Origin of the sequence: Streptomyces triticagri, from assembly GCF_003429565.1 — a bacterium.
GTDB classification, from domain to species: Bacteria; Actinomycetota; Actinomycetes; order Streptomycetales; family Streptomycetaceae; genus Streptomyces; species Streptomyces triticagri.
This window is the reverse complement of record NZ_QUAK01000075.1, coordinates 25,745-51,113: the sequence shown is the minus strand read 5'-3', so window position 1 is coordinate 51,113 and position 25,369 is coordinate 25,745. Positions and strand designations below refer to the sequence as shown.

Genomic DNA, 25,369 nt, shown 5'->3' with positions numbered 1-25,369 from the left:
CATCCTGCCGTGACCGCAGCATTATGCGCAAAGCGCGTTGCGCATAATGCAACCCACTGGCGCTACCTAGGTCGGCAGTGCGTCCAGCCACCCCGTCAGGAGCGCGTTCACCTCGTCGGGGCGTTCCTGCTGGATCCAGTGTCCGCAGCCGTCCAGGAGGTGCGACGAGACAAGGCCGGGCAGCGTCTTCGGATAGGCCTCGATCGCCTCCGAGAGCCATGTCGTGGAGGCGTCGAGGGAGCCGCCCGCGAAGAACGAAGGCTGGGTCGGCACCGCGCCGTCGAGCTCGGCGAGATCGCTCCAGTCGCGGTCCATCGAGCGATAGCGGTTCAGCGCCCCGGTCAGGCCGGTGCGCTCGAACTCGGCGGCGTAGACGTCCAGTTCGGCCTCGGTGAGCCAGCCGGCCGTACCCCGGACGGGAACCGTTCGCGCAGCGTCGCGCCCGCGGTGACGAAATGCGGATCGGGCGCCTGTGGCCCGGGCATGGTGTCCGCCGAGAGGGCCGCATAGAAGCCGGCCAGCCAGCCCCGCACATCGGGCTCGATCTCCCGCTCGGCCCGGCCCGGCTCCTGGAAGTACGAGACGTAGAACTCCTCCGGCCCGCCCATCCCGGCGAAGATCTCACCGGGACGCGGCCCGCCGTGCGGGCTGAACGGCACGCTGAGCAGCCCCACGGCACGGAACACATCGGGCCTCAGCAGCGCCGAGTCGGCCGCGATCGTCGACCCCCAGTCGTGCCCGACGACCACGGCCGTCCGCTCGCCGAGCGCGCACACCACGGCGACGTTGTCCTCCACCAGCTCCCGCATCCGGTACGCGGCCGGGTCCGCGGGCCGCGACGAACGGCCGTACCCGCGCACATCGACGGCGACCGCCCGATAGCCGGCCGCGGCGAGCGCGGGCAGCTGGCGGCGCCAGGAGTACCAGAACTCCGGGAAGCCGTGCAGGAGCAGCACCAGCGGTCCCGAGCCCTGCTCGACCAGGTGGATCCGGCCCGCAGGGGACGGGATCAGGCGGTGCCGCGCCCTGCCCGCAGCGGACGCGCCGGGGGCGCCGGATGTGGTGTCGTACGGCCGGTCCTGCTGCGTCATCGCATCTCCCTCGCTGCGTGCGTCCGTGCTCCGGAGCATGCGGCAGGTGCGGCGCGGCCCGCGAGAGATGTTGCCGGACCGGCAAACGGCGTCCGGCCGGCGGCCCGGGACTCAGTGGATCTCGGTCACCACGATGTCGAGCTGCCACGGGCGGCCCGCCTTGGCCGGCGGCTCGGCCTCCACCACATGACCGAGGTCGCGCAGCGCCGCCACGAGCTCCGCGGGCCCTGCGGGGCGCACGCCGCGCTGCAGCAGATCGCGTACCAGGCGGCCCTTCGTCGCCTTGTTGAAGTGGCTGACCACGGAACGCTTCTCGACCCCGTCGACCATCTGCGAGTGCAGCACCCGGACCGTCGCCGTCCGCTCGGCCGTCCGCCCCTTCGGCTTCCAGGCCGAGGCGTACGACGACGAACGCAGATCGAGGACGAGGCCGTCACCCGCCGCCTCGGGCAGCGCCTCGGCCATCGGGCCGCGCCAGTACGCGCCGAGCGCCCCGAGCCCGGGCAGCTTCACGCCCATCGAGCAGCGGTACGACGGGATCCGGTCGCCGATGCGCACGGCGCCCCACAGCCCGGAGAAGATCAACAGCGACTTGCCCGCCCGGCGCTTCGCGGCGCTGTCCAGGGTGGACAGGTCGAGTGCGTCGTACAGGACGCCCGTGTAGACGTCACCGGCCGGGCGGGTACCTGCGGTGCGCAGGGCCGCGTTCTTGGCGACCTCCCCGCGCAGGCCCTCGCTCAGACCGAGCACCTCGTGCGCCTTGTCCTCGTCGGCGGCGCACAGCTCCACCAGCTCGTCCAGGACGGCCGTGCGGTACGGAGTGAGCGCGGGCAGCGAGAGGGACTCCGGCTTGAGCGGGGCACCGCGGCCGGGCGCCGCCTTTCCCTCGGACGGCGGCAGCAGGACGAGCACCTTCGCCTCTTTCTACGAGTCCTTCTACGACTTCTGGTTCTGCCGAAGCCTAACCGGCCGCCGCGGCCGGGCACCCATGCCCCGTGGCTCCGGCCGACGGGCCGCGCGGCGCACCCGGCCCTACCCTCAGGACTGTGCCGCGTCGACCGATGCATGTGACCGCAGCAGCGCAGGAGCCCCTCGAGACCGCCCTGCGCGAACTGCGGGCCGGACTCGAACTGCCCGACACCTTCCCGCCGGACGTCCTCGAAGAGGCCAGGGAGGCGGCCGCCGATCCGCGGCTTCCCGGCGAGGACGCCACCGACATCCCGTTCTTCACCATCGACCCGGCCGGATCGATGGACCTGGACCAGGCGATGTTCCTGGAGCGGACCGCCACCGGCTACCGCGTCCGGTACGCCATCGCCGACGTCTCCGCGTACGTGCGCCCGGGCGGGCGCCTGGACACCGAGGCCCACGCGCGCGTGGTCACCCTCTACTGCCCCGACGGACGCATCCCGCTGCATCCACCGCTGCTCTCCGAGGACGCGGCCAGCCTGCTGCCGGACCGCACCCGGCCCGCCGTCCTGTGGACCATCGACCTGGACGCCGACGGACACCGCACGACGACCGACGTACGCCGCGCCCTGGTCCGCAGCCGGGCCCGGCTCGACTACGACTCGGTGCAGCGCGCCATCGACACCGGCACCGCGGAGGAGCCCCTGTCGCTCCTCGCGGAGATCGGCCGGCACCGCGAACGCATCGAGGCGGAACGCGGCGGCATCTCCCTGAACGTGCCGGAACAGGAGGTCGAGACCGCCGACGGCGGCTTCCGCCTCGCCTACCGCGCGCCCGTCACGGCCGAGGCGTGGAACGCACAGATCTCCCTGCTCACCGGCATGGCCGCTGCCGATCTGATGCTCCGCGGCGGCACCGGGATCCTGCGCACCCTGCCCGCCGCCCCGGACGGCGCGGTCGGCCGCCTGCGCCGCTCCGCCCGGGCCCTCGGCGTCGACTGGCCGCACCATGTCTCCTACGCGGACGTGGTGCGCTCACTCGACCCCACGGTGGGCCGGAACGCCGCCTTCCTGCAGGAGTGCACCACCCTGCTGCGCGGCGCCGGGTACACGGCGTTCCGCGGCGGCGACGTACCGGAGCCGCATCTGCATGCCGCGGTGGCCGCCCCGTACACGCACTGCACCGCCCCGCTGCGGCGGCTCGTCGACCGCTACGCCCTGGAGCTCTGCCTCGCCGCGGCCGCGGGCGGAGAGCCGCCCGCCTGGGTCCTCGAAGCGCTCGACGCGCTCCCCGGCGAGATGGCGGACGGCACCCGCCGGGCCAATGCCCTGGAGCGCGAGAGCATCGACCTGATCGAGGCGGCCCTCCTCGCGGACCGCGTCGGCGACCTCTTCGACGCGTACGTCATCGAGGTGCGCGACGGTGAACGCCCCGTCGGCACCGTGCACTTGGAGGAGCCCGCAGTGGTCGGTCGGATCGAGGGCGGCACCGCCCCGCTGCCGCTCGGCGAACGGCTGCGGGTGCGGCTCACGCAGGCTGCGCCGGGGGCGGCGAAGGTGCTGTTCGCTCCCGCCTGAGGGCGGCCACCAGGGCCTCGGGATCGTCGGCGTTGAACCGCACCGCGCGCGCGTGGCCGACGCGGCCCAGCGGCCGTACGAAGCGGACGGGCCCGGCGAGTTCGACCCGCACGGTGGTCTGGCCGCCGACGACCACGTCCAGGACGCCGTCGTCGTCCAGGGAGAGCGTCCCGCCGCCCGGGTAACGCCTCTCTACGCGCGCGTGGACCACGGACTCGGCTCGGATCCGTACGTCGAAGAGCGCACCGTTGCGGACGCGCAACGAGCCGTCGGCGCCCACCACATGGGGACGGGACACACAGGACGCGTGCAGCGCGACGACCTGCACCACGGTGTACACGTCCACCACGAGCAGGATCGCGTGCACCACGGGCCAGGGGACCAGGACGGCGAGCGCGACGGTCTCGACGACGGCGACGAACAGCAGTCCGTAGAGCATCGCGGTCTGCGGGGCGGTGTACCCGGCGGCGTGGTCGCCCGGGCCCACACCGTCCCTGCGCCGTGCGACCCACAGCAGCAGGCTGCGCAGCGCGGCGGCCTCGTGCCGGACGACGCGGCGCAGGACGGCCGTACGCCGGCCGCTGGGCGGCGGGGGCGGAGGCGGAGGCGAGGCCGGCGGGGGACTCTGCGCGTGCATTCACAACTCCCGGGATCGGCGGACGAGATCGGCCATCAGCCGCCGTACGACCTCGGCCTGGGCCGGTGCGAAGTCACCGAGCAGGGCCTGACCGAAGGGGTGGCCGTCCGCGGGCGGCCCGGAGCCCATCAGGCGCAGCAGGGTGTCCGGCACCGCGGCGGAGAACTCGGCGGCCAGCGGGGCGATCCGCGGGTCGTCCACGCGCGCGTCGGCGAGCTCGTCGAGGGCCGCGTACAACTCGGCCGTCCGGGCCGCGAGTTCGGGGTCGTCGGCCAGCGGCCGCAGGGCGTCCAGGAAGGCGTCGCGCTGCTCGTCGTCCACCAGGGAGTCGACCAGGGCGAGGTGCCCTCGGTCCTTGCGGGCGGTCGGCGAGTCGCTCGGGGCGATGGCACGCAACAGCTCCGCGAGCCCCGGCGAGACCGGACCCTCGGGCGGGAGGCCGCCGTCCCGGACCTGTTCGAGCAGACCGGCGAGACGCTCGCGCCGACTGTGGATCTCGGCCTCCTGTCGCGCCAGATCCCGGTCCAACTCGACGAGCACTTCGGTGAGTTCGCGTCCCTCGTCGTCAGCGAGCACGTCCCGGATCTCGGCGAGCGCGAGACCGAGTTCGGTCAGCCGCCTGATCCGGGCCAGCTCGACGGCGTGCCGCACGCCGTAGGCGCGGTAGCCGTTGGGCCGGCGCTCGGGCTCGGGCAGCAGCCCGAGGTGGTGGTAGTGCCGGACGGCCCGCGGGGTGACCCCGGCGAGGGCGGCGATCTCTCCGATCCGCATGAGCCCAGTAGAAACCTTGACGCTACGACAAGGTCAAGGGGCGGCCGCTGGGGCGACCGGCTGGTGAGTGTCCTGCCCCGCCCGCCCCTACCTCCCCGAAGGCCTCGAGGACCGGGACCATGGCATGCTGACGCTCGAACTGCACGGCCGCGGCCTTCGTGCTCCGGCCCTGCTCGCGACGGGTAGCATGGTCGCCACGGCGGACGAGCCGGCCGGACGGCCGCGGCGCCGATCTCCGGATCGACGTCGAGGAACGTCCGGGCTCCACAGGGCAGGGTGGTGGGTAACGCCCACCCGGGGTGACCCGCGGGAAAGTGCCACAGAAAACAGACCGCCGGGGACCGTACGCGTACGGATCCCGGTAAGGGTGAAACGGTGGTGTAAGAGACCACCAGCGCCTGGGGTGACCCAGGCGGCTAGGTAAACCCCACCCGGAGCAAGGTCAAGAGGGACCCTCGAGAGAGGATCCTGCGCGGACGACCGAGGGCTGCCCGCCCGAGTCCGCGGGTAGACCGCACGAGGCCGACAGCAATGCCGGTCCCAGATGGATGGCCGTCTCCTCCCGGGCCGCAAGACCCCGGAGCGACAGAACCCGGCGTACAGGCCGACTCGTCCGCCATTATGGCCCTGACCTGGGGTTTTCCTCGGGTCAGGGTCGTTTTGCGTTGCGTAAGGTGTCCCGCTGTGACCTGCGGTTTCCCGGGAGCGCCCGGGCGTTTGTGCAATGGATGTGCAACGGGACGGGTTGGCTTGTGAGGGTACGAGCCGGAGTGTGCGCGGGTTCGAACCCTGGACGGGGCGCACGGAACGTGGGAACGTGCGACGGCGGGCGCGGAGTTGGCAGCGACCACTTGCCATCGACTCGGGCGCCCGCCGCCTCGGAGTACCCCAGTGCCGTCAGGGTCCATCGGGCCTCGGCGCTGGAGCTGGCGGCCGCTCACGACCCCGCGCTGGCGCGCAGTGCAAAGTGGACGAGTATGTCGAAGCGCGCCTGAGCGAAACACCCCCAGGTGGGTGGGGACATGGGGAACGGTATCGGATGGATGTGCGGCCGCGTTGGCTTATGCATGTCGAGCGCCGCGCCGCCGAGGGAGGCTCGTCGTTCTGGCCGGCGTTATAGCGGAATACATGCGCGAAGGCCTGCCGCGGGGGGGGGGGGGAAGTTGGTGTGCCAGATGTTGTTGTGGACTCACGCGCATACCGTCCTCGGCTCCTCCTGGGCCGGTGACTGCGGGGAGGGAGGAAGAGCGCTGTCCGGACGCTTCTTGGTGGATCATCCCGCGTGGGCGGGGAGGATCTGTGCTTCCTTGGGTGCGCGGCGGGTGATGACGGAACGCCTCGTCGGCGGCCAGTGGTTCTCGCGGATGGCGGCGTCGACGGTTCCGGCCGCGTCCGCAGGCCTTGGTCGCCGATCTCCCGTCGCGGTGCGGGAGACCGGCGAGGCCGGCCGGTGCCGAAGGCTCAGCGCTTTGTTGAGTCGCCGAGTTGCTTGATCTTCTCGAACGGGTAGATGCCCACGGTCGCCACCACCAGGCCGTACAGCGCGAAGGCTGCGAGGCCCCAGGTCGAGACGGACTTGCCGCCGCCGCTCAGTAGGACGCTGCCGATGGGTACGAGCGGTGCGAAACCGAGCGCGGATGCGCCGGTGCACCAGAAGGCCACCAGGTCGTTCGCCCGTTTCCGCAGAGCGGGGTCGTACTTGACCTCGGCCGGGACTTCGTAGCCGTGCGACCGGTCACAGACCTTGCCGCGATATCCCGTGCGGGCCGCCAGCGCACCGGCCAGGCCCAGCAGGAAGAAACAGCCGAAGATGAACAGGTAGGCCATACGCGCCTCTTGTGCTGGTCGGGCCTGGACGACCTCAGCGGATGTACTTGATGATGAAGGCGATCACCATGTTAACGGCCTTGTCCTTGACCCAGCCCGGCAGGAACTTCCAGACGACGCCGCCGATCTCGCCGCCGAGGCAGCCGATGATGGCGTTGCGGACGTAGGTCTTCTTGCTGGAGGCCTTTCCGGCCGCGATGTCGCTGAGTACCGAGGTCGGGATGCTGCCCAGTGCGCCCTTGGCGCACCAGGATGCCGCGGCTATGGCTGCGGCCGCGATCGGGAAGGCGCGGGTCTGGACGTCGCCGGAGGCGTTCTCGCTCATGCCCTGCTCGATCTCGGCCATGGCATCCTTGCCCATGCCCTGCTCGATGAACTGGCGCTGTTCGGCGGTCAGTTCCTGGGACTGGGCCGGTGCCGCGGCGGCCGTCGTCGTGGCCTTGGCCCGGATGTCGTCGGCGGCCGATGCACTGGGCGCTACGACGGCGAGCAGGGCCACACTGGTGATGCCGGCTATCGAGGCCATGGCAGTGCGGCGCGTAGTAATCGTGAACACGGTGGTTCCCCCTGTGTTGGTCGCTCGCCCCACCCGGTGTGGGAGCGAGTGCGGCCACGCCTGGTCAGGGCGGTGGCTCGCACAGACCTTCACATCCCCGCGGGCAGCCGGTGAAGCGAATCCACGTATGACAAGGATCATGGAAAACGCGGAGAACCCGCCGCTCCGATCAGGCATCTGACAGCAGTACGGCGCCGATGCGTCGGAAACGGTCGAGGTCGTGCTTGACGGGGTGGGCCGTGGTGTTCACCGCAACGGTGACCGAGGCGATCCCTGCTGTGAGGAGGCCGTAGGTGTCCAGGTCGCGCACGAAGTGGCCATTGCGGAGCGTCACCGGCTTCGCGCCAGCCGAAGGTCCGCTGTGCCTCTGCGTGATGCGCGAGCCGATGCTGTCCTTGGCGGCTAACTGTGCTGTCCCTGGACGTTGGTGACAGCACACCTAGATCCTGCGTCGCTGTAATTGCGGTGCCGGGCTTCATGGAATCGGCGGGGGTGTTAGCTCAGTCACTGAACCCTGAGCCACGGCGCCCGTGCGCATACGGTGTGGCGCTGGAGCGAAAGAGGAGAAGATTTTGGCCGTTGAGGTGCCTGCGGAAATGCAGCAACGCTGCGCTGAACTGGGCCAGGGTGTCACATATGCCCTGAAGATACTGGTTCGGCAGCTGGAGGACGATCCGCTGTTGGGCCGCCCGACGGGCACTCCATCCGTGTACGAGACCGACATTGACGGGGAGACGTTCGAGGACTGCCCCGCCCTCCGCATCACGTACACCGTCGGCTCGCCGGAGCTCGAGGAGGGATTGCTACGGATCGTGGCCGTCGAGGCGGGGCAGATGTCCGCGCCCTCTGAAGTTCCTGAGGGCCAAGCACAAGCATCGGACCCTCGAGCGGAGCACCTGCATGTGCGGCAGGTGACCGCAGCGTGGAGGCGGATCGAGTCTTGGCTGCGCATGCATGCACCCGACTCGCACGCCCTGTTGGAAGGAGGCGCTTCCGAGGGCGAGATCCGCGCCCTGGAAGAAGCCCTCGGGGCTGAGGTCCCCGCGCCGCTCCAGGCCTTGTGGCGCCTGTGCGCGGGCGTTCACAGCAGTCGTCACTCCGCCTTCATGCTAGGCAGGCGCGCTTTGATGAGCCTCAGTTCCGTCCTGCAGGTGCACCGAACGGAGATGGATTTTCAGCGACAGGAGGATGAGCGCCAGCCACGCGGCGACGACGAGTTCACGTTCTGGCGGCCTGGCTGGATCCCCGTCCTTTCTTTCCGGGCCGATGACTTCAGCTCGGGGCTGTACTTGGACACAGCGACTGGCCTGCTCTGCTACTGGAGCCGGTTCGCGGAGCGCTGGCCCAAGTACGAATCGTTGACGGCGTATCTGGAAGAAATGGCGGACGCTCTGGAGACACCTGGCCTGATCGAAGCGCCTAAACCGGGGCTGATTGACGGTTCATTGGTATGGGGCCCGCCGACCAATCCTGATCAGCGGGCCCTCTGGGTGCCCTTCGCCGGGTGAGGCCAGGGGCGCGGGAGCGGTTCTGGAGACCTGCCCCGCACCCCGCGGCAGTTAGTTGATCCTCTTCCAGGAGCAGGTGGCTCCCTGTCCCCAGGCGCAGTGCTCATAGCCCGGGTTGCTCACCCAGAACTTGTCACCGTCGAGCATCCGCCAGGCAGGGGCGGGGAACTTGTGGAATGCGCCCTGATTCTGGGTGTGGCTGCGGAGATGTGAAGATGCGCAGCCATCGGGGCGTGTGCGCCTTGCCTTCCCAGGTGGGCCAGTGCCTGGCAAGTGCTTCGCAGAGGAGACACGCGACGACGGCGAGGGCGAGCACGGGGACAAGCCGTGGCACCGAACTGGATTCGGAGCGGCCCCAGCAGAGGGCGGCGGCGAGGAGGCCGGGCACGAACCAGCAGGCGAGCGGCCGCGTTCGCGGTGAGTCGGGCATGGCACTTCCTGCTCGTCGGAGCCTCGTACTGAGGACTCGGCGCCTGACCTGTCCTTCGGGATGGCTCCGGTCGCGCGGACCGGCCTCGTGACTGCACGCACCGATGTGCACTCCGTCGGCGGCCGGTGGGTGGGTCATGTGGGGGCCGTGGTGAGGTGGGCGGTGACGACCACGTTGCCGTTGTACTGGCGGCGTTTCTTGTCGTAGCCGCCGCCGCAGGTGATGAGGCGGAGTTCGGGGCGGTCGGTGTCGGCGTAGACCTTGTCGTCGGGGAAGTCGTCGGCGTCGTAGACGTCGACGCTCGTGGTGCGGAAGTGGGCGGTCGTGCCGTCGGCGCGGGGGACGGCGATGGGTGTGCCCGGGGTGAGGGCGCCCAGGTTGTAGAAGACGGCGGGGCCGCCGGGGACGTCGACGTGCCCGGCGATGATCGCGGTGCCGCGGGTGCCCGGGGCCGGTCCGTCGGCCCACCAGCCGGCCGTGTCCGGCTCGTCCTCGGGTGGGGACGCCAGGCGGCCCGACTGCTCGATGCCGAGGTCGGTCAACGGCGCGTCGACGCCGATCGCGGGGACGACGACCCGTAGCGGCCGGGAGGCGGCGAGCGGGCTGGCGGTCGTTCCTGCCGGCTGCTGGGCGGTCTGCCCCGCGGCAGCAGTGGGCTGCGGTGGGCCGCCGATCGGCTCGGCGCTGGTGAAGGCGAAGGCGACGACGGCCAGTGCCGTGACGAGGACCCCTTCGACGTAGCCGACCCTGCCGCTCGTACGGTGTGCCACGGCAGCCTCCTGCGGATCGTCAGGACGTCGGGTGTGCTGCCCGGGCCGGGGTCGGGGCCGTCCCGGGCAGCACACCTGCGTGTACGACTCCGGTCAGCGCCGGTGGTCTGCCGTACGGCGGCGCAGGGCGAACCCGGCGGCGGCCGCGACGGCGAGGCCGCCCGCTCCGGCCAGGGCCGGGATTCCGGCGGGGTCGCTGCTGGTGGAGCCCGTCCCGGTGTGCATGGCGCCACTGGGCTTGTGCGTGGGGCTCTGGCTGTCGGGCGATGTGGGCTCGGCGGCCTGGTCGCCGCAGACCCGCTGGGCCTCGGAGGCGGCGGAGTTCGCCTTCTCCTTCAGTTGGTCGACGTTGTCCCGCTGGGACTGGTCGGGGTTCCCCCCGCCGTCGACGATCTTCTGGTAGTCGGCGAGGGCCGCCTTGTAGGCGGACTCCGCCTCCATCGCGGCGGCGGTGGCGGGGTCGCACTCGGTGTCGGCGGCCGACGCCAGGGGCGCGGCGAACAGGAGTGCCGTGCTGGCGAGGGCGGTGCCGGTGGCTATCTTCAACGAACGCATCAGGTCATTCCTCCGTGCGGGACGCGGCCGCGGCGCACCGTGTGCCGCTCTACGGGAACCGCTCTCTCCTCGAGGCAAACCGGTACGGCGACCGGCCGCAGCGCACGGCCGGCCGACACGGCCCGCCGCCGCTGCCCGTTCCAGCCGCCTCTTGGCTGCTCACAGGGGCGGGTTGGCGCGAAAGGGTGAACATGCGGCCACTGCGCCGAACAGGGCACCGAGGCTCCCACCGTCACCGGACCCGCCCCACCCTCGCTGCACCGCAACGGCCTTGATCACCAATGGGGTTGACCGGACCGGAAGGCGGGCAAGGCGTGGCAGCGGGCGGCAGGGTTGCGAGTTCCGTACCCGCGACGTCGGGTGTGCCTCCGCGAGTTCGAGGAGCCTGTTGTACTTGGCGACGCGTTCGCCGCGGGCCGGTGCGCCGGACTTGAGCCTTGATGAGCGCCGCCCGGCCGCCGAGTTGCCGACCTTCCTGTCGATGCCCTCGTCGCCGAGGCCGGTTGCGTAACCAGCTGCCGCCAGACGGGACTTGAGCCTCGCGTACACATCCGCTACACCTCCGCGCCGGCGCGCACCGCCTCCGGCAGGCTCGGCGCGGACCTGGCTCTTGCGGCGGCCGGTGAGGGCTCCGTACCGGCGCTCGTTCAGGCGCCAGGTGCGACGGACCGGGATCCACTGCCGGTCCAGCTCACCGAGCAGCAGATCGGCACTGCGGATGGAGCGGCCCAGCACCGACGTGTGCACCACATCGGGCAGCAGGCCGGTCCCGGCCAGTAACCCCCCTCGCCACCACCGCCCGCGCGGCCCGGCAGCGGTGGCCTTGCGGCGTACGCTGGACAGGGCGCCGTGGGCCTGCGGGCAGCCGGCGCGACGCCCGCGGGCAGGGCTGCAGAGCGAAAGGACGAGCGGAGCCGTGGAGCAGGACCGGCTGGATGCCGTACTGGCACGGATCGCCAGGATCCCCTTCCGCGCCAGGTTCCACCTCCGCCCGCCGGAGCGCGAGTACGTCGCCGTCCGCGGCATGGACGCCGTCCGGCGGCACGCTCGTGAGCTCATCGACACCCGCCTCGGCCCGGCCCACCCGGCGAAGGACGGCAGGCAGACGCCGTGGGGAGGCCATCCCGTCTTCCGGGGCCAGCACGCCACGGCGACCTGCTGTCGCACCTGCCTGCAGATCAACCACGGGATCCCCAAGGGACACCCGCTCAGCGAGCGGCAGCGGGCGTACGTCGTCGACCTGCTGTGCCGCTGGATCGAGAACGAGTGCCGGGCGCCGTGAACGCCGTGCGGGGTTCCACGGACACGCCCTGGCAGGCTCCCGCGAGGTCCTGTGCAGCTCACCGGCCTGTTTCGGGCTGAGGCGAAGAAAGTTCCCGCGGCGGGCCGTGGCGCGCTAGTTTCCGGCTGTGGTGTCGGCGTACGTACGGGGAACGGCATCGTCGGAAGGGGCCGGGGACATGAGTGCAGGCACGTCGGACGAGTACCTCTACGACAGCGGCAGTGACCTCGGTCAGGAGCAGCTCGACTGCCTCGCAGGGCTGCTCGACCACCTGACCATGGAGAATCTCGGGCCGCTGATCCGTCCCGGAGACCGCTGCCTGGAGATCGGCGCGGGAAAGGGCACCGTCGCCCGGGCGATGCTGGAGCGCGCCGGCCCGTCGGGTCGCGTCGTGGCGATCGACCTGGACACCAGCCGGATGGAGCCGGTACCGGGGATCGAGCTGCGGAAGCACGACATCATCGAGGGTGTTCCGGAAGGTGGTCCCTTCGACGTCATTCATGCGCGCCTCGTCCTGATGCATCTGTCGCGGCGCCGGGAGATCGTCTCTGCCCTGGTCGACGCGTTGGCTCCCGGGGGCCGGCTGGTGATCGGCGAGTTCCTCGGCCCGCCCTTGGAGGTGGTGGAGTCGCCGAGCCCTGCCGATACCGAGCTGTTCCACCGGGTCGTGGACACCGCCTTCGAGGAGGTCAGCCGGATCGGTGCGCTCTCGACCACCTGGGCGGCGGAGGTCGACGCCTGTCTGCGGCAGGAGGGCCTGACCGCGGTCGAGAGCCGGCGCTACGGGCAGACGACGGCAGGCGGCACGGCCGGCTGCATCCTCTTCCGCAACTACATCCGCCAGCTGGAGCCGCTCATGCTCGCCGCCGGTCTCTCCGAGGCCGAACTGCACCGGTACTACCGCCTGATGGGCGATCCGGCGTTCCGGGTCTGGTTCTTCGACCTGATGGTGACGACGGGGCGGCGGCGGGCGGGCGGCTGACCGTGCGGTGCAGGAATTCCCCACCGGCGCAGGTGCAGGCGCAGGTGCACGTGCACGTCAGGAGGCCAGCTGCGTGGCCGCGAGCGCCGCGGCGGTGAACATCGAGATGTGCACGGCCGCGCTGAGCCAGTATTTGAGGAGGACCAGGGGGACGCCGGCCGTGGCGATCACGACCAGCGTGTCGACGGTCCTACCGGCCGCTGCTGCGAGATGCGCACCGTCGTCTCCGTAGTAGTGACCGTCTTGCGCGACGCTGGTCACCGCGAAGAAGGCGAAGGGCGCACCGCAGACGAAGAGGACGGCGGCAAGCGTACGGTCCGTCCTGCGTGCCCTCGCCGTTCTGGTGAATACGTGCATACCCGATGGACGGCCAGGGGCGCACGGGCGGTTGCGGTTGCAGGCGGCGCGTGCCGCCGTCCTCCGCATCGCGCAGTCGGGCCGGATCGCGCTGCTCGTCCTCAACGGCTGCGCCGTCGGCTTCGCCGTCAAGACCTGGGCCGGACCGGACGCCGTCGCTTCGACCACCGAGGAGTCCGTCGAGGGCCGTGCGGAGGCGGGCGACCTCGCTGAAGTGAGACCGTGTCAGGACCAGCGAGCGAGGAGAGTCCTGGTGGCGCAGCGCAACCTGACCGTCGAGGAGCTGATGGAGGCCATCGAGCAGGCACCGCCGGTCGATACGGTCGCGGTCGTCGCCCGCCTCCTGGCGGAGCAGCTCGACGCACGCGACGTCTGCTTCCTCACCACCGAACTCGGTGGTGAGACGCTCTGGCGCTTCCCTGCGCGCCGGCCCAAGCGTGACGACCGGCAGAACCCGATCCAGGCGGTCGACAACATCTACGACACGGTGATGCGCGAGCAGAAGCTCCACGTCACAGCCTCTCCACCCGACGAGGGCCGGCCGACGGGGCAGCGCGTGGTCGCGCCCGTCACCGTCCGGGGCGACGCCATCGGCGTACTGGAGCTGATCACTCCGGACCGGCCGAGCCCTGTCGAGCAGCACCGGATCGAGCAGGCGGCACACGCCCTGGCCTATGTCGTCACGGCCAACCGCCGCTTCACGGACCTGTACGAACGGGGCCGCCGCAGCGCAAGGCCCACCCTGGCTGCCGAGATCCAGCAGAACCTGCTGCCGGACGCGCTCACCTTCGAGGCCGGGCAGGTCACGGTCGCCGGCGGACTCGAGCCCGCGGGCGACATCGCGGGGGACACGTTCGACTACAGCCTCGACGAGCACACCCTGCACGTCTCCATCACGGACGCGATGGGGCACAACGAACCGGCAGCACTCCTGGCCACGCTCGCCGTGGGCGCCCTGCGCCAGACCCGCCGGGCCGGCGCCTCGCTGGTGGAACAGGCACATGCCGCCCACGAGGCGGTGCTCGAGCACGGCTTCGACGGCAGCGTCACGGGTCAGCTCCTGCGCGTCGACCTGCGGACCGGACGAGCGCTGCTGGTCAACGCGGGACACCCCTGGCCGCTACGGCTGCGCGACGGACGGGTGGCGGAGGTCGAACTCGATGTGGACCTGCCGTTCGGCACATCGTGCCCCGGTCGGTACCGCACACAGGAGCTGGATCTGCAGCCCGGCGACCGGCTGGTGCTCCTCACCGACGGAATGATCGAACGCAACACCACGAGCTTCGATCTGCCCACCGTCATCGCCCGCGACGCCCACCTCCATGCCCGCGAAGCGACCCGCTACATGACCCGGGACCTGCGGAAGGCCACCCATGGCCATCTGCTGGACGACGCCACGGTCGTCTGCCTCGACTGGCACGGCCCCGGATCCAGTCGACGCACCAGCGTCGCCGGAGCCCACCCTGTCGGGCCGCCCCAGTCGTCCTGAAGGGACCCGAACCGTCGGGCGGTGCCGCGGACGGCTGACCGGCACGCGTCCGGTAAGGATCCAGCCGGTACCGATTCAGCCGGTACCGATTCAGCCAGTACGGATTCAGCCGGTACGGATTCAGTTCGGCTCGGTGTGCTCGGTGTGCTCGGTGTGCTCGGTGAGGGACGTCAGGGCCAGCGGCCACAGAGCCGGCGGGGGCTGTTCGTGGCCGGCGCCCGGGAGGGGTACGAGGCGGGCGTCCGGGATCTCCGCGGCCAGCAACCGGCCGTGCTCGATGGGCAGCAGCGGGTCCGTGGTGCCGTGCAGGACCAGGGTGGGGGCGGTGATCCGGGCGAGGCGGATCTCGGCGGGCGGGGTGTCTTCGAGGAGGAAGTGGTTGGTCATGGAGGCGGCCATGTCGCGGGTGCGGTCGACCTCCTCGGTGGCGAGGCGGCGGACTCGGGGTTCGTCGAAGCCGAGTGAGCCCGCGTAGGGGCGTTCGGCCTCGACGCGGTACGTCACCACCGCGTCCCGGTCGGCCCAGTCCGGTTCGGGGGCCGGGTCGGTGAAGGTCGCCATGACGGCCGGGGCGGGTGGGGGCAGTTCCTCGCTGTGCGCCGTCGGCACCGCGGGGGAGGTGGAGGCGAGGCAGAGGGTGCGTACCCGGTCGGGGTGGTCGAGGGCGAGGCGCTGGGCGATGCCGCCGCCGAGGGAAAGGCCCACCAGATGTGCGCGGGGCACGCCCAGGGCGTCCAGGATGCGCAGCGGGTCGGTGGTCAAGTCCCCGCCGCTGTACGAGGGTCGGCCGGCCGCCGAGCCGGTGGAGCGGCCCGTGTCGCGGTGGTCGTAGCGCAGCACATGGCGCCCGGCCGCGGCGAGCCGGGCGCAGAAGTCGGTCGCCCACCACACCATCGACTGTCCGCCACCGGCGATCAGGAGCACGGTCGGGTCGGCCGCGGAGCCGAAGGACTCCACACAGAGCCGTGCCCCGCCGGCGTCGATGAATTGTTCCGCCATGGGCGTGCACACTACGGCGCGGACCGGTTGCGGCACAGAGGTCGCGCTGTCGGCCTTCGCGGCGGTACGTGCCGCGTGCCGCCGTCGCCGGGCGGCCCGTGACCCGGCCGGATGCGGCATGCGATGCTCGGCAGCGTGCGCAGCAGTCAGCCAGGATCCGAGGACGCAGGCCCCCGTCACAACAGCCCCGGCCAGGTGGTGGGTTCGGGCCTGGTGACGCCGGCCCATGTGAGCCCCGTGCTCGTGGGCCGCAGCGCCGAGCTGGCCGCTCTGGACGAGGCGCTGGCGCGGGTGGACGCCGGGGAGCCGCATGCGCTGTTCCTGGGCGGTGAGGCCGGCGTCGGAAAGACCCGGCTCATCGAGGAGTTCCTCGGCCGGGCCGCCGCCGACGGGGCCGTGGTCGCCCTCGGCGGCTGTGTCGAGACCGGCGCCGACGCCCTGCCGTACCATCCCTTCTCGACCGCACTGCGCTCGCTGCGCCGCCGGCTCGGTACGGAGCTGGATGCGGCCGTGGCCGGACAGGAGGGCGAGCTCGCCCGGCTGCTGCCCGAGCTCGGCGCGATGGATACGGGCCGCCCCGAGACCGACAGCCGTGCCCGGCTCTTCGAGCTGACCGCCCGGCTTCTCGAACGCCTCGCCACGGACCGGACCGTCGTCCTCGCCCTGGAGGATCTGCACTGGGCCGACCGCTCCACCCGTGAACTGCTCAGTTATCTGCTGCGCGCCCTCGGCGGCGGCCGGCTGCTCGTCCTCGCCACCTACCGCGCCGACGATCTGCACCGGCGCCATCCGCTGCGCCCCGCCCTCGCCGAGTACGAGCGGCTGCGCACCGTGACCCGTATCGAACTGCCCCGATTCGACCGGACCGAGGTGCGCCGGCAGCTCACCGCCATTCGCGGTGACGCGCCGTCCGAGGCGCTGCTCGACCGGGTCTTCGAACGCTCCGGCGGCAATGCGTTCTTCGTCGAGGAGCTGGCCGGCAGCATGGCCGACGGCGCACCGGGCGGGATCAGCGACTCCCTGCGCGACCTGCTCCTGGTGCGCACCGAGGCACTGCCGGATGAGGTGCAGCGGGTGGTGCGGATCGCGGCCGAGGGCGGATCCGTGGTCGAATTCCGGCTGCTCGCCGCCGTCACCGGCCTGGACGAGGACGAGTTGATCGCCACGCTGCGCACCGCGGTCGGGGCGGCCGTCCTGCAACCCTCCGACGAGGGCGAGGCATACCGCTTCCGGCACGCCCTGATGCGCGAGGCGGTCGCCGGCGACCTGCTGCCCGGCGAGCGCTCCCGACTCAGCCGCCGCTACGCCGAGGCGCTGGAGTCCGACCCCGCTCTCGTACGGTCCGAATCGCGGGCCGGGCGTCTGGCCGGCTATTGGTACGACGCACGGGATCCGGCCAGAGCACTGCCCGCCGTGATCGCCGCGGCGGTCGCCGCGCGCGGCCGGCACGCCTTCGCCGAACAGCACCGACTCCTCGAGTGGGCGCTCGAACTGTGGGACGACACCCCCGAGGAGGTGCGCCGCCGGACCATGCGGCAAGGCATCGAGGACCGACTCGTCCCGGCCGTGTCCCCGGCCCCGGCAGGGGACTTCGTGGACCTGCTCGCCGCGATCACCGTCGCCGGGCGGCTCTCCGGGGAGCAGGAGCGCGCGCTCGCCCTCTGCAAGCGGGCCCTGCGCGTACTGGCGGACGCGCCCGCCGAGGCCCAGGACCCGCTGCGTACGGCCTGGTTCTGGACCGAGCGCTATCTGCTGGTGCGTGAACTCGCCCGCTCCGACGGCTGGGACGAGATCACGCACGCCCTGAAGCTCGTGGAGAAGCTGCCGCCGTCCGTGGTGCACGCCGAGATCCTGACGCATGCGGCGCACTGGTACGCGGTGCACCGGCCCGGGCCGAAGGCCGTCGAGACCGCCGAACAGGCCGTGGAGCTCTGCCGGGTGACGGGCGCGGAGGTCACCGCCCTGGCCGTGCGGCTCACCCTGGCCTGGCTGATCATCCACGAGGGCGACGTCGAGAAGGGACTCGAGCAGGCCCGCGCCGTGTGCGCCCTCGAACTGCAGCCGGGCAACGCCCGGGTCCTGCTGCACGGCCACGGCAATCTGGCGACCGCACTGCACGGAATCGGCCGCTACGCCGAGGCCGTCGAGGTCGCCGTGCGGGGCAGCGAACTGGCCGACCGGCACGGCCTGCCGGACGCCGCCTCCTTCATCGACGCCAATCTCGCCGAGTCCCTCATCCGGCTCGGCCGCCTGCCGGACGCCGCCGAGGTGCTCGCACGGGCCGGCCGCCGCCGCGGCGCGAGCATCCGCACCCACGGTCAGATCGCCGGACAGCTGGCCGAACTCGCCCTGGTCCGCGGCGAGTTCGACGACGCGCGGCGCCATGTGTCCGCGTCCGACGAGTGGAGCCTCGGCCGCTCCCCGGAACCCCAGCACTCCCTGGCCATGGCCCGTGTCGCGCTCGCCCTCTCGGCCGCCGACGGCCGGATCCTGGACGCTCGCGCCCTCTTCGACGCGGCCGTCGGCGAGGGCATCGCACCCGGCCACCAGCGCTACGGCTGGCCGCTGCTGTACGAGGCCGCGGCGGCGGAGGCGCGGGCCGGCGCCGGCGCGGTGGCCGAGCCGGGGCGTGCGGAGGCGGTGCGGCGGATCCGTGCGGCGATGCAGGGCCAGCCGCGGTTCGCGCCGGTCTGGGAAGCCCAATTCCTCATGACCGAGGCCGAGTTGAGCACCGTGGAAGGGCGCCACGACCCGGTCGACGCCTGGACACGGGCCGTCGAGGCCACCGAGCGTCAGGAGGATCCGGTCCTGTCGGCCACCGCCCGGCTGCGGCTGGCCGAGGCGCTGATCACCCGCGGCGCCGCCGGGGCGCGCGAGGCGGCCGGTGAACTGCTGCGCCGGGCACGGGCGGTGGCACGCGAACTCGGCGCGGTGCCGCTCGACACGGAGATCGGCACCCTCGCGGGCCGTGCGCGGATCCCGCTGGAGCGGAGCGGCGGGGAGCCGGCCCCCGCGCAGGCGCTCGGTCTCACCGCACGGGAGCGGGACGTGCTGCGGCTCGTCGCTGCCGGGCGCAGCAACCGGGCCATCGCCGAGGAGCTGTTCATCTCGCCGAAGACGGCGAGCGTGCATGTCTCCAACATCCTGGCCAAGCTGGGTGCTTCGGGCCGGGGCGAGGCCGCGGCCGTCGCACACCGCCTCGGCGTACTCGATGCGTGAACCCCGCTGGGACACGTGCCGTGAACATCTGAGGGGCATCCCGGGGCGTGCGAATTCCCTTTGACCGGGAGGCGGCGGCGCTGCAGAGTGTCGCCGGGTCCGGACCAACTGCACAGGGGAGGGCGACGCGTGGGTGGCTCGAGGACGGCCGGCGGTCTGCGTACCGAAGAGTGCGGCCGGTCCCGACCACCGCTGTGGACACGGGACTTCAGGCTGTTCTTCGCCGCCCGCACCACTTCCCTGCTCGGCGACGCGATGCTGCCCGTCGCCGTCACCGCGGCGGTGCTCAGGGCCGGATTCGGGACGAGCGGCGTGGGTTACGCGCTGGCCGCCCTCGTCGGACCCTTCGCCGCGCTGATCATCTTCGGCGGTGTGCTGTCCGACCGCTTCGGCGCCCGGCGCCTGATGGTCGTCTCCGATGCGGCCCGCCTCGGCTCCCAGCTCGTACTCGCGCTGCTCTTCGTGCTCGGGGCCCCGCAGCTCTGGCAGATCCTGGTCCTCCTCGCCCTGATCGGGGCGGGCGGTGCGGTCTTCCAGCCAGGCGTCGCCAGCATCATTCCGCGCATCGCGCACGATGTGCAGAAGGCGAACGCCACGCTGCGCATCGCGGAGTCCGTCACCGTCGTCATCGGCCCGTCCCTCGCCGGGCTGCTCCTGGTGGTCTCCGCACCGGCCACGGTGGTCGCACTCGACGCCCTGACCTATGCGGTCAGCGGGGCCTGTCTGCTGGCGCTCCGCTCGGTCCCGATGGGCGCCGTGCCGCGGCAGGTCGTGACCTCGTTCCGGGCCGATCTCGTCGAGGGATGGCGGGAGTTCCGGTCGAGGACGTGGCTGTGGAGCGTCATCGTCGTCTTCATGCTCTGGCAGCTGGCCGGCGCGGGACCCACCCTCACTCTCGGCAACAGCACCCTCGTCACGGACTACGGGGAATCGGTCTTCGGCCTGGTCATGTCGGCCCTGGGGGTGGGCAGCGTGCTGGGTGGGATCGTCGCGATCCGGCTGCGCCCGCGCCGTCCGCTGCGGGCCGGAGCCGTCGCCATGACCCTGTGGGCGGGCATGCCGCTGTCCGTCGCGCTCGCGCTGCCCGCGCCGGCGGTCGCCGCCTGCTATGCGGTCAGCGGCGTCGGCATGGCGTTCTGGAGCGTCATGTTCCACACCAGTGTGCAGACCCATGTCCCGCAGGACGTGCTCGGCCGGGTCCATGCGTACGACGCGGCCGGCTCGCTGGTCATGAAGCCGGTGGGCCAGGCGGTCGCCGGACCGCTCGCCGTCGTCGTGGGCACGGTGCCGCTGCTGAGCGTGGCCGCCGTACTGGCCCTCGTCACCTGTGCCCTCCTGCTCGCGATCCCGTCCGTACGAGGCCTCGGCCGGGCCGAGCGCTGAGACCTGCCGAGCGCTGGGGCGCCCGGCTCAACCGCTCCCGGCGGGGCTCCCGGCAGGGACGTCCGCCGCCGCCGAGTGGTGGCGGCCGATCGGAAGCACCAGGGGTTTGCCGGAGACCGGGTCGTCGATGACGCGGCTCTCCATGCCGTACACGGACCGTACGGTCTCCTCGGTCATCACCTCGCCGGTGGTGCCCGCGGCGTGCAGCCGTCCGGCGGCGAGCGCGACGAGCCGGTCCGCGTACCGCGCCGCCAGGTTGAGGTCGTGCAGGACCATCACGATCGTCGTCCCGCGGGTGCGGTTCAGATCGGTCAGCAGGTCGAGCACCTCGATCTGGTGGCTGATGTCGAGGAACGTGGTGGGCTCGTCGAGCAGCAGCAGGTCCGTCTGCTGAGCGAGGGCCATCGCGATCCACACACGCTGACGCTGGCCGCCGGAGAGCTCGTCGACCGAGCGGTCCGCGAGGTCGGTGGTCCTGGTGGCCTCCAGGGCCGCCGCGACCGCCGCGTCGTCCTTCTGCGTCCAGCGGGAGAAGGCGCGTTGGTGCGGATGGCGGCCCCGGCCGACCAGATCGAGGACGGTGATGCCCTCGGGGGTCACCGGCGACTGGGGCAACAGGCCGAGCGTACGGGCGAGTTCCTTGGCCGGGATCCGGTGCACCTGCTTGCCGTCCAGGACGACCCGCCCCGTACGAGGGGTGAGCAGCCGGGACATCGAGCGCAACAGGGTCGACTTTCCGCAGGCGTTGGCGCCGACGATCACCGTGATCCGTCCGGCCGCAAGGGTCAGATCGAGGCCCTCGATGACGTCACGGTCGCCGTAGCCGAGCGTGAGGTCCTCGGTGGACAGGGAGTGGGACGCGGTCACAGCGAGCCTCCGGCCCGGTTGGTACGGACGATCAGGTAGACGAGGTAGGGCGCGCCGAGCACGCCGGTGACGATGCCCACCGGGAAGCGGGTGCCGAAGGCGTACTGCCCGGTGAAGTCGGCACACAGCACGAGCAGCGCCCCGACGAGGCCGGCGGGCACCAGGAGCGAGCCGCCGGTGCCCACGAGCCGGGCGGCGATCGGCCCGGACAGGAACGCGACGAACGCGATCGGCCCCGCTGCCGCCGTGGCGAAGGCGATCAGACCTACCGCCGCGACGATCACCACGAGGCGGGTGCGTTCGACCCGGACGCCGAGCGCCGAGGCCGTGTCGTCGCCCAGGCTCAGCGCGCTGAGATTGCGGGCCTGGTGCAGCAGCACCGGACCGAGCACGAGCAGGGCGAAGCCGGCGGGCGCCGTCTCCTGCCAGGTGGTGCCGTTGAGGGATCCGGTGAGCCAGCGCATCGCCTCCTGCAGATCCCATTCGCCGGCCTGCGACAGGACGTACGAGGTGACGCTGTCGAGCAGGGCGGCGATGCCGATGCCGATGAGGATGAGCCGGGTGCCCGCCACGCCATCGCGGAACGCCAGGGTGTACACGAGCAGCGCCACCGCGAGCGCCGCGACGATCGCCACGACCGACACCTCGGTGCCGCCGAGCGAGAACATCACGATGGCGATCGCGGCCGCCGCGCCGGCCCCGGAAGTGATGCCGATGACGTCCGGGCTCGCCAGCGGATTGCGGAGCATGGTCTGGAAGGTGACACCGGCGATGCCGAAGCTGAAGCCCGCGGCCACGGCGAGCACCGCCCGCGGCAGTCGGAGGGTGCCGACGGTGAAGGAGGCGCCGGGCACGTCCTCGCCGAGGACGACCCGCAGTACGTCGCCCGCCGGGTAGAACGTGTGCCCGGCCATCAGGGACAGGACGAAAGCGGCGGCGACGAGCAGCAGGATCGCCGACGCCACGATCCGCCGCCGGTACGCACCGCGTACCCGCGCGCGGGTGACGGCCCGCAGCGTCGGCGGGGCCGGCACGGCGGACTGGTCTTCCAGGACCGGGGCGTTCACAGGGACCTGACCTTCTGCCGGCGGACGACATGGATGAAGAAGGGGGCGCCGACGATCGCGGTGACGATCCCGACGTCGATCTCGGCCGGCCGCGCCACGATCCGGCCGATCACGTCGGCGGCGGTGAGCAGGGCGGCTCCGCCGACCGCGGCGAACGGCAGCAGCCAGCGGTGGTCGACCCCGATCAGGAGCCGGCAGGCGTGCGGGACGACGAGCCCGACGAATCCGATCGGCCCGGCGACCGCCGTGGAGGCGCCGCACAGCACCACCGCGCCGAGCGCCGCGACCGCCCGCACCAGGGCCACCCGCTCACCCAGTCCGGCGGCCATGTCGTCGCCGAGCGCAAGGGAGTTGAGGGCGCGTGCGGACGCCAGGCAGAGCACGGCTCCGACGGCGAGGAACGGCAGCACGCTGCCGAGTTGCGCGTACGAGGTGCCGCCGACGCCGCCGATCTGCCACAGCCGGAAGGTGCCGGAGATGTCGGTGCGCGGCAGCACCACGGCGCTGACGAGGGACGCGAGCGCGGCCGAGATGGCCGCGCCGGCGAGCGCCAGCTTCAGCGGCGTGGCACCGCCCCGGCCGAGCGAGCCGACGGCGTAGACGAATCCCGCGCTCACGGCCGCCCCGGCCATCGCCACCCAGATGTACCCGGACGCCGAGGCGAGGCCGAAGTACGCGATGCCGGTGACGACGGCGAGCGAGGCGCCCATGTTGACGCCGAGGATGCCCGGGTCGGCGAGCGGATTGCGGGTCACGCCCTGCATCACGGCACCGGACAGGGCGAGCGCGGCGCCCACCACGACGGCCAGCAGGGTGCGCGGCACGCGCTTGGCGACCGCGGCCTCCTCCAGGGTGTTCTCCGCCCCGCCGAGTGCCGAGAACACGTCGGCCCAGGCGACATCGCGGGAGCCGAGCGCGAGCGAGGCCGTCATGACCGCGCAGAGGACGGCGAGGAGGACGAGCAGCCAGACCACCCGCACATGGGCCGGACGCCGCACAGGGGCGGCGTCCGGCACGTGCGGGGTTGCGGTGACGGTCATTCCGCCTTGTCCGCGGCCTCGGCGAGCGCCTTCACGTAGTCGTCGAGGACGTACGGGATGGAGAGCGGAGTCGGGTTGGCGGCGGTGGCCAGCGGGCTGCTGCCCGGCAGCAGGTAGATGGAGTCCTGCTTGACGGCGGACAGCTTCGAGGTGAGCGGGTCGCTCTTGAGCGCCTTCAGGAGCTTGCCCTTGTCGTCGCCGTAGCCGGTGACGATGTCGACGTCGTCGAAGGCGTCGATGTGCTCGGCGCTCTTGGTCAGGACGAACTTCTTGGTCGACCTGGACGGTCCGGAGACGCTGGCCGGGATCTTCATGCCGAGGTCGGTGAAGAACTGGGTGCGGGTGTCGTGGGTGGTGTAGAAGCCGACCTCGCTGACGTCCTTGGAGGAGACGTGCGTCATGAACATCGCCGACTTCCCCTTCAGCTGGGGGTACTTGGCGACGGTCTTGTCGATCCGCCCTTCGAGCTTCCCGATCAGCTCGTCGCCCTCGTCGGCCAGGCCGATGGCCTTGCTGTTCATACGGATGATGTCGCGCCACGGGGTCGCCCAGGCCGCCTCGGGATAGGCGACCACCGGGGCGATCTGGCTGAGCGTCTCGTAGTCCTGCTTGGTGAGTCCGGAGTACGAGGCGAGGATGACGTCCGGCTTGGTGTCGGCAACGGCCTCGAAGTCGATGCCGTCGGTCTCGTCGAACAGTACCGGGGTCTTGGCGCCGAGCTTCTTGAGCCGGTCCTCGGTCCAGGGCAGTACGCCGTTGTCGTTGTCGTCGCCGAAATTGGCCTTGGCCATGCCGACGGGGACCACGCCGAGTGCGAGCGGCACCTCGTCGTTGGCCCAGTTCACCGTCGCGACGCGCTTGGGCTTCTCGGGGACGGTGGTGGTTCCGAGCGCGTGCTTGATCGTCACGGGGAAGCTGCCGGAGGCGCCGGCGGTCTTGGCACCGGACTTGTCGTCGTCCTGGCTGCCGCAGGCGGTGAGGCCGAACAGAAGGGCTGCCGCGAGGGCGAGCACGCGAAGGCGGGGTGTTCTCATCGACCCGGGTTTCACTCTCGGTCCGGGGTGCCGTCGCGCTCGCCCGCGGACCACGGGGCGGGCCGGGTCCGGGGCATGCGGGCAGAGCACCACAGGTGTGCTGGGGGAGTTAGGTAAGGCTTACCTGTGCAGCGTAGGGATCCGTCGTCCGGGATTCAATCGAGCCTTTTCGACAGACGGTGTAGCGATCGGGACATCGGTGCGCTCGCCGATGCGTACGGCTCTCTCTCCCTCCGAATCAGGGAGCCCGGAACCTGCCGGGAGTCGTGCCGGTCGTCCGCCGGAAGGCCGCCCCGAAGGCGCTCGCCGAGCGGTAGCCGACCGCCTCCGCCACCACGTCCACCTCGTGCCCACGGGACAGCAGTTGTACGGCGTGCTGGGCGCGGACCGAGGCGACCCAGCGGGCGAAGCTGGTGCCGGTCTCGGTCCGGAACGCCCGGGTCAGGGTGCGTGCGCTGCAGCCGAGCGCGCCGGCCCAGCCGGTGAGCGTCCGCTGGTCGGAGGGGTCGGTCCGGACGGCGTCCACGATCGGCCGCAGCAGTGGCGAGGTGGGCAGCTGCACCAGCAGCGCCCGCGGCGAGGGCTGCAGCACATCGAGCACCATCGCCTCGGTCACGGCCCGGGAGGACGCCGGCAGCTGCTCCTCGTCGAGCCGTTCGAGCAGGAGGCGCAGCAGCGGCGTGATCGCCACGGCCACCGGTTCGTCGGGCAGTGCCGACCGCGTGCCGTGCCGGAAGAAGTGGGCACGGTACGTGGTGCCCGCGACCGCGGACCCGGAGTGCAGCCGGCCCGCGGGCATCCACAGTCCGAGAGCCGGGGTGATGCACCACACCTGGGAGCCGACCACGGCCGTGGACGCCCCGGTCTCGTTCCACAGCAGTTCGTGCCACGGGTGCGAGTGCTCGTTCCAGGTGAGGTCGGTGACCACCGCCTCCTCGTACCCCTTGATCACGAAGGAGACGTCCACCTCGCCGGCCGCGAGCGCCGGCAGTTCCCTGGTGACCCGCATACACCTCAGG

At 71.8% G+C, this 25,369-nt stretch carries 22 protein-coding genes, 1 other RNA gene and 3 pseudogenes; 8 read left to right on the top strand and 18 right to left on the bottom strand.

The window, feature by feature from the left end; translation table 11 throughout:
* Positions 1 to 66 precede the first annotated feature (66 nt).
* Together DY218_RS13445 and yaaA are read right to left on the bottom strand one after the other, a co-directional pair.
* Positions 67 to 1,091: pseudogene (locus tag DY218_RS13445) on the bottom strand (alpha/beta fold hydrolase).
* Positions 1,092 to 1,202: 111 nt separating this feature from the next.
* Positions 1,203 to 2,003 carry a peroxide stress protein YaaA gene (gene yaaA / locus DY218_RS13440; RefSeq protein ID WP_128556222.1) on the bottom strand — a complete coding sequence of 267 codons (801 nt, stop codon included), beginning with the start codon at positions 2,001 to 2,003 and terminating at the stop codon, positions 1,203 to 1,205.
* 134 nt (positions 2,004 to 2,137) lie between these two features.
* Here yaaA and DY218_RS13435 point away from each other — a divergent pair, with 134 nt between their 5' ends.
* Positions 2,138 to 3,577, top strand: a complete 1,440-nt coding sequence (locus DY218_RS13435; protein WP_128556221.1) for an RNB domain-containing ribonuclease — start codon at positions 2,138 to 2,140, stop codon at positions 3,575 to 3,577.
* Here DY218_RS13435 and DY218_RS13430 read toward each other — a convergent pair.
* The gene (locus tag DY218_RS13430) at positions 3,528 to 4,214 is read right to left on the bottom strand and encodes a hypothetical protein (RefSeq protein ID WP_128556220.1); all 687 of its coding nucleotides are present in this window, start codon (positions 4,212 to 4,214) and stop codon (positions 3,528 to 3,530) included. The two genes, DY218_RS13435 and DY218_RS13430, sit on opposite strands and share 50 nt — an antisense overlap.
* Positions 4,215 to 4,985 (bottom strand): MerR family transcriptional regulator, encoded by a 771-nt coding sequence (locus DY218_RS13425; RefSeq protein ID WP_128556219.1) that lies wholly within the window; start codon positions 4,983 to 4,985, stop codon positions 4,215 to 4,217.
* Positions 4,986 to 5,189: 204 nt separating this feature from the next.
* On the opposite strand from DY218_RS13425, the gene rnpB reads away from it, so the two are divergent.
* An RNA gene (rnpB, locus tag DY218_RS13420) (RNase P RNA component class A) lies at positions 5,190 to 5,601 on the top strand.
* An 845-nt stretch (positions 5,602 to 6,446) separates the two neighbouring features.
* Here rnpB and DY218_RS13415 read toward each other — a convergent pair.
* The 3 genes and pseudogenes from DY218_RS13415 to DY218_RS13405 all read right to left on the bottom strand — a co-directional run.
* A complete protein-coding gene (locus DY218_RS13415; protein ID WP_128556218.1) occupies positions 6,447 to 6,812 on the bottom strand; it encodes a hypothetical protein in 366 nt (121 codons plus the stop codon).
* 34 nt (positions 6,813 to 6,846) lie between these two features.
* Entirely contained in the window at positions 6,847 to 7,338 is a 492-nt protein-coding gene (locus tag DY218_RS13410; RefSeq protein ID WP_233521577.1) for a hypothetical protein, read from the bottom strand.
* Between the two features lie 223 nt (positions 7,339 to 7,561).
* A pseudogene (locus DY218_RS13405) lies at positions 7,562 to 7,678 on the bottom strand (isocitrate lyase/phosphoenolpyruvate mutase family protein); the annotation flags it as partial.
* Between the two features lie 262 nt (positions 7,679 to 7,940).
* Between DY218_RS13405 and DY218_RS13400 the strand changes: the two are divergent.
* Complete coding sequence (locus DY218_RS13400; protein ID WP_233521576.1) at positions 7,941 to 8,876, top strand: SMI1/KNR4 family protein; 936 nt, start codon at positions 7,941 to 7,943, stop codon at positions 8,874 to 8,876.
* Between the two features lie 564 nt (positions 8,877 to 9,440).
* Here the strand turns inward: DY218_RS13400 and DY218_RS13395 are convergent.
* From DY218_RS13395 to DY218_RS35085, 4 genes and pseudogenes are all read right to left on the bottom strand, one after another.
* A complete protein-coding gene (locus DY218_RS13395) occupies positions 9,441 to 10,076 on the bottom strand; it encodes a class F sortase (protein ID WP_128556216.1) in 636 nt (211 codons plus the stop codon).
* A gap of 93 nt (positions 10,077 to 10,169) precedes the next feature.
* Positions 10,170 to 10,631, bottom strand: a complete 462-nt coding sequence (locus tag DY218_RS13390; protein WP_128556215.1) for a hypothetical protein — start codon at positions 10,629 to 10,631, stop codon at positions 10,170 to 10,172.
* 159 nt (positions 10,632 to 10,790) lie between these two features.
* Complete coding sequence (locus DY218_RS35830; protein WP_233521583.1) at positions 10,791 to 11,180, bottom strand: hypothetical protein; 390 nt, start codon at positions 11,178 to 11,180, stop codon at positions 10,791 to 10,793.
* 42 nt (positions 11,181 to 11,222) lie between these two features.
* Positions 11,223 to 11,420 (bottom strand): annotated as a pseudogene (locus DY218_RS35085) (histidine phosphatase family protein); the annotation flags it as partial.
* Positions 11,421 to 11,547: 127 nt separating this feature from the next.
* Here DY218_RS35085 and DY218_RS34525 point away from each other — a divergent pair.
* Positions 11,548 to 11,913, top strand: coding sequence for a DUF4186 domain-containing protein (locus DY218_RS34525; RefSeq protein ID WP_199566725.1), 366 nt, complete (start codon positions 11,548 to 11,550; stop codon positions 11,911 to 11,913).
* Positions 11,914 to 12,091: 178 nt separating this feature from the next.
* Positions 12,092 to 12,895, top strand: a complete 804-nt coding sequence (locus DY218_RS13375) for a class I SAM-dependent methyltransferase (RefSeq protein WP_128556213.1) — start codon at positions 12,092 to 12,094, stop codon at positions 12,893 to 12,895.
* A 57-nt stretch (positions 12,896 to 12,952) separates the two neighbouring features.
* Here DY218_RS13375 and DY218_RS13370 read toward each other — a convergent pair whose 3' ends face one another.
* Positions 12,953 to 13,252, bottom strand: coding sequence for a hypothetical protein (locus DY218_RS13370; RefSeq protein ID WP_128556212.1), 300 nt, complete (start codon positions 13,250 to 13,252; stop codon positions 12,953 to 12,955).
* 31 nt (positions 13,253 to 13,283) lie between these two features.
* Between DY218_RS13370 and DY218_RS13365 the strand changes: the two genes are divergently transcribed.
* A complete protein-coding gene (locus DY218_RS13365; RefSeq protein ID WP_325051996.1) occupies positions 13,284 to 14,741 on the top strand; it encodes a PP2C family protein-serine/threonine phosphatase in 1,458 nt (485 codons plus the stop codon).
* Between the two features lie 120 nt (positions 14,742 to 14,861).
* On the opposite strand, the gene DY218_RS13360 is transcribed toward DY218_RS13365, so the two are convergent.
* Positions 14,862 to 15,740, bottom strand: a complete 879-nt coding sequence (locus DY218_RS13360) for an alpha/beta fold hydrolase (protein ID WP_128556211.1) — start codon at positions 15,738 to 15,740, stop codon at positions 14,862 to 14,864.
* Positions 15,741 to 15,875: 135 nt separating this feature from the next.
* On the opposite strand from DY218_RS13360, the gene DY218_RS35710 reads away from it, so the two are divergent.
* Together DY218_RS35710 and DY218_RS13350 are read left to right on the top strand one after the other, a co-directional pair.
* Positions 15,876 to 18,959, top strand: a complete 3,084-nt coding sequence (locus DY218_RS35710; protein WP_325051995.1) for a helix-turn-helix transcriptional regulator — start codon at positions 15,876 to 15,878, stop codon at positions 18,957 to 18,959.
* Positions 18,960 to 19,088: 129 nt separating this feature from the next.
* Complete coding sequence (locus DY218_RS13350) at positions 19,089 to 20,342, top strand: MFS transporter (RefSeq protein ID WP_233521575.1); 1,254 nt, start codon at positions 19,089 to 19,091, stop codon at positions 20,340 to 20,342.
* Between the two features lie 27 nt (positions 20,343 to 20,369).
* Here the strand turns inward: DY218_RS13350 and DY218_RS13345 are convergent, their stop codons facing one another.
* From DY218_RS13345 to DY218_RS13325, 5 genes are all read right to left on the bottom strand, one after another.
* Positions 20,370 to 21,209: an ABC transporter ATP-binding protein gene (locus DY218_RS13345; RefSeq protein ID WP_128556209.1), complete on the bottom strand. Its 840-nt coding sequence runs from the start codon at positions 21,207 to 21,209 to the stop codon at positions 20,370 to 20,372.
* Complete coding sequence (locus DY218_RS13340) at positions 21,206 to 22,276, bottom strand: FecCD family ABC transporter permease (protein ID WP_128556208.1); 1,071 nt, start codon at positions 22,274 to 22,276, stop codon at positions 21,206 to 21,208. The genes DY218_RS13345 and DY218_RS13340 overlap by 4 nt, the downstream gene beginning before the upstream one ends.
* Positions 22,273 to 23,316 (bottom strand): FecCD family ABC transporter permease, encoded by a 1,044-nt coding sequence (locus DY218_RS13335; protein ID WP_128556207.1) that lies wholly within the window; start codon positions 23,314 to 23,316, stop codon positions 22,273 to 22,275. Before DY218_RS13335 ends, DY218_RS13340 begins: the two co-directional genes overlap by 4 nt.
* Positions 23,313 to 24,350 carry an iron-siderophore ABC transporter substrate-binding protein gene (locus DY218_RS13330; RefSeq protein ID WP_128556206.1) on the bottom strand — a complete coding sequence of 346 codons (1,038 nt, stop codon included), beginning with the start codon at positions 24,348 to 24,350 and terminating at the stop codon, positions 23,313 to 23,315. The genes DY218_RS13335 and DY218_RS13330 overlap by 4 nt, the downstream gene beginning before the upstream one ends.
* Positions 24,351 to 24,588: 238 nt before the next feature.
* On the bottom strand, positions 24,589 to 25,359 hold the full coding sequence (locus tag DY218_RS13325) for a helix-turn-helix transcriptional regulator (RefSeq protein ID WP_128556205.1): 771 nt from the start codon (positions 25,357 to 25,359) through the stop codon (positions 24,589 to 24,591).
* Positions 25,360 to 25,369 lie beyond the last annotated feature (10 nt).

Bases quoted from the DNA above. Each gene is read 5' to 3' on its own strand.
- DY218_RS13430 (WP_128556220.1), bottom strand. From the start codon at position 4,214: ATGCACGCGCAGAGTCCCCCGCCGGCCTCGCCTCCGCCTCCGCCCCCG.
- DY218_RS13425 (WP_128556219.1), bottom strand. From the start codon at position 4,985: ATGCGGATCGGAGAGATCGCCGCCCTCGCCGGGGTCACCCCGCGGGCC.
- DY218_RS13415 (WP_128556218.1), bottom strand. From the start codon at position 6,812: ATGGCCTACCTGTTCATCTTCGGCTGTTTCTTCCTGCTGGGCCTGGCC.
- DY218_RS13410 (WP_233521577.1), bottom strand. From the start codon at position 7,338: ATGGCCTCGATAGCCGGCATCACCAGTGTGGCCCTGCTCGCCGTCGTA.
- DY218_RS13390 (WP_128556215.1), bottom strand. From the start codon at position 10,631: ATGCGTTCGTTGAAGATAGCCACCGGCACCGCCCTCGCCAGCACGGCA.
- DY218_RS13375 (WP_128556213.1), top strand. From the start codon at position 12,092: ATGAGTGCAGGCACGTCGGACGAGTACCTCTACGACAGCGGCAGTGAC.
- DY218_RS13370 (WP_128556212.1), bottom strand. From the start codon at position 13,252: ATGCACGTATTCACCAGAACGGCGAGGGCACGCAGGACGGACCGTACG.
- DY218_RS13360 (WP_128556211.1), bottom strand. From the start codon at position 15,740: ATGGCGGAACAATTCATCGACGCCGGCGGGGCACGGCTCTGTGTGGAG.
- DY218_RS13335 (WP_128556207.1), bottom strand. From the start codon at position 23,316: ATGACCGTCACCGCAACCCCGCACGTGCCGGACGCCGCCCCTGTGCGG.
- DY218_RS13330 (WP_128556206.1), bottom strand. From the start codon at position 24,350: ATGAGAACACCCCGCCTTCGCGTGCTCGCCCTCGCGGCAGCCCTTCTG.
- DY218_RS13325 (WP_128556205.1), bottom strand. From the start codon at position 25,359: ATGCGGGTCACCAGGGAACTGCCGGCGCTCGCGGCCGGCGAGGTGGAC.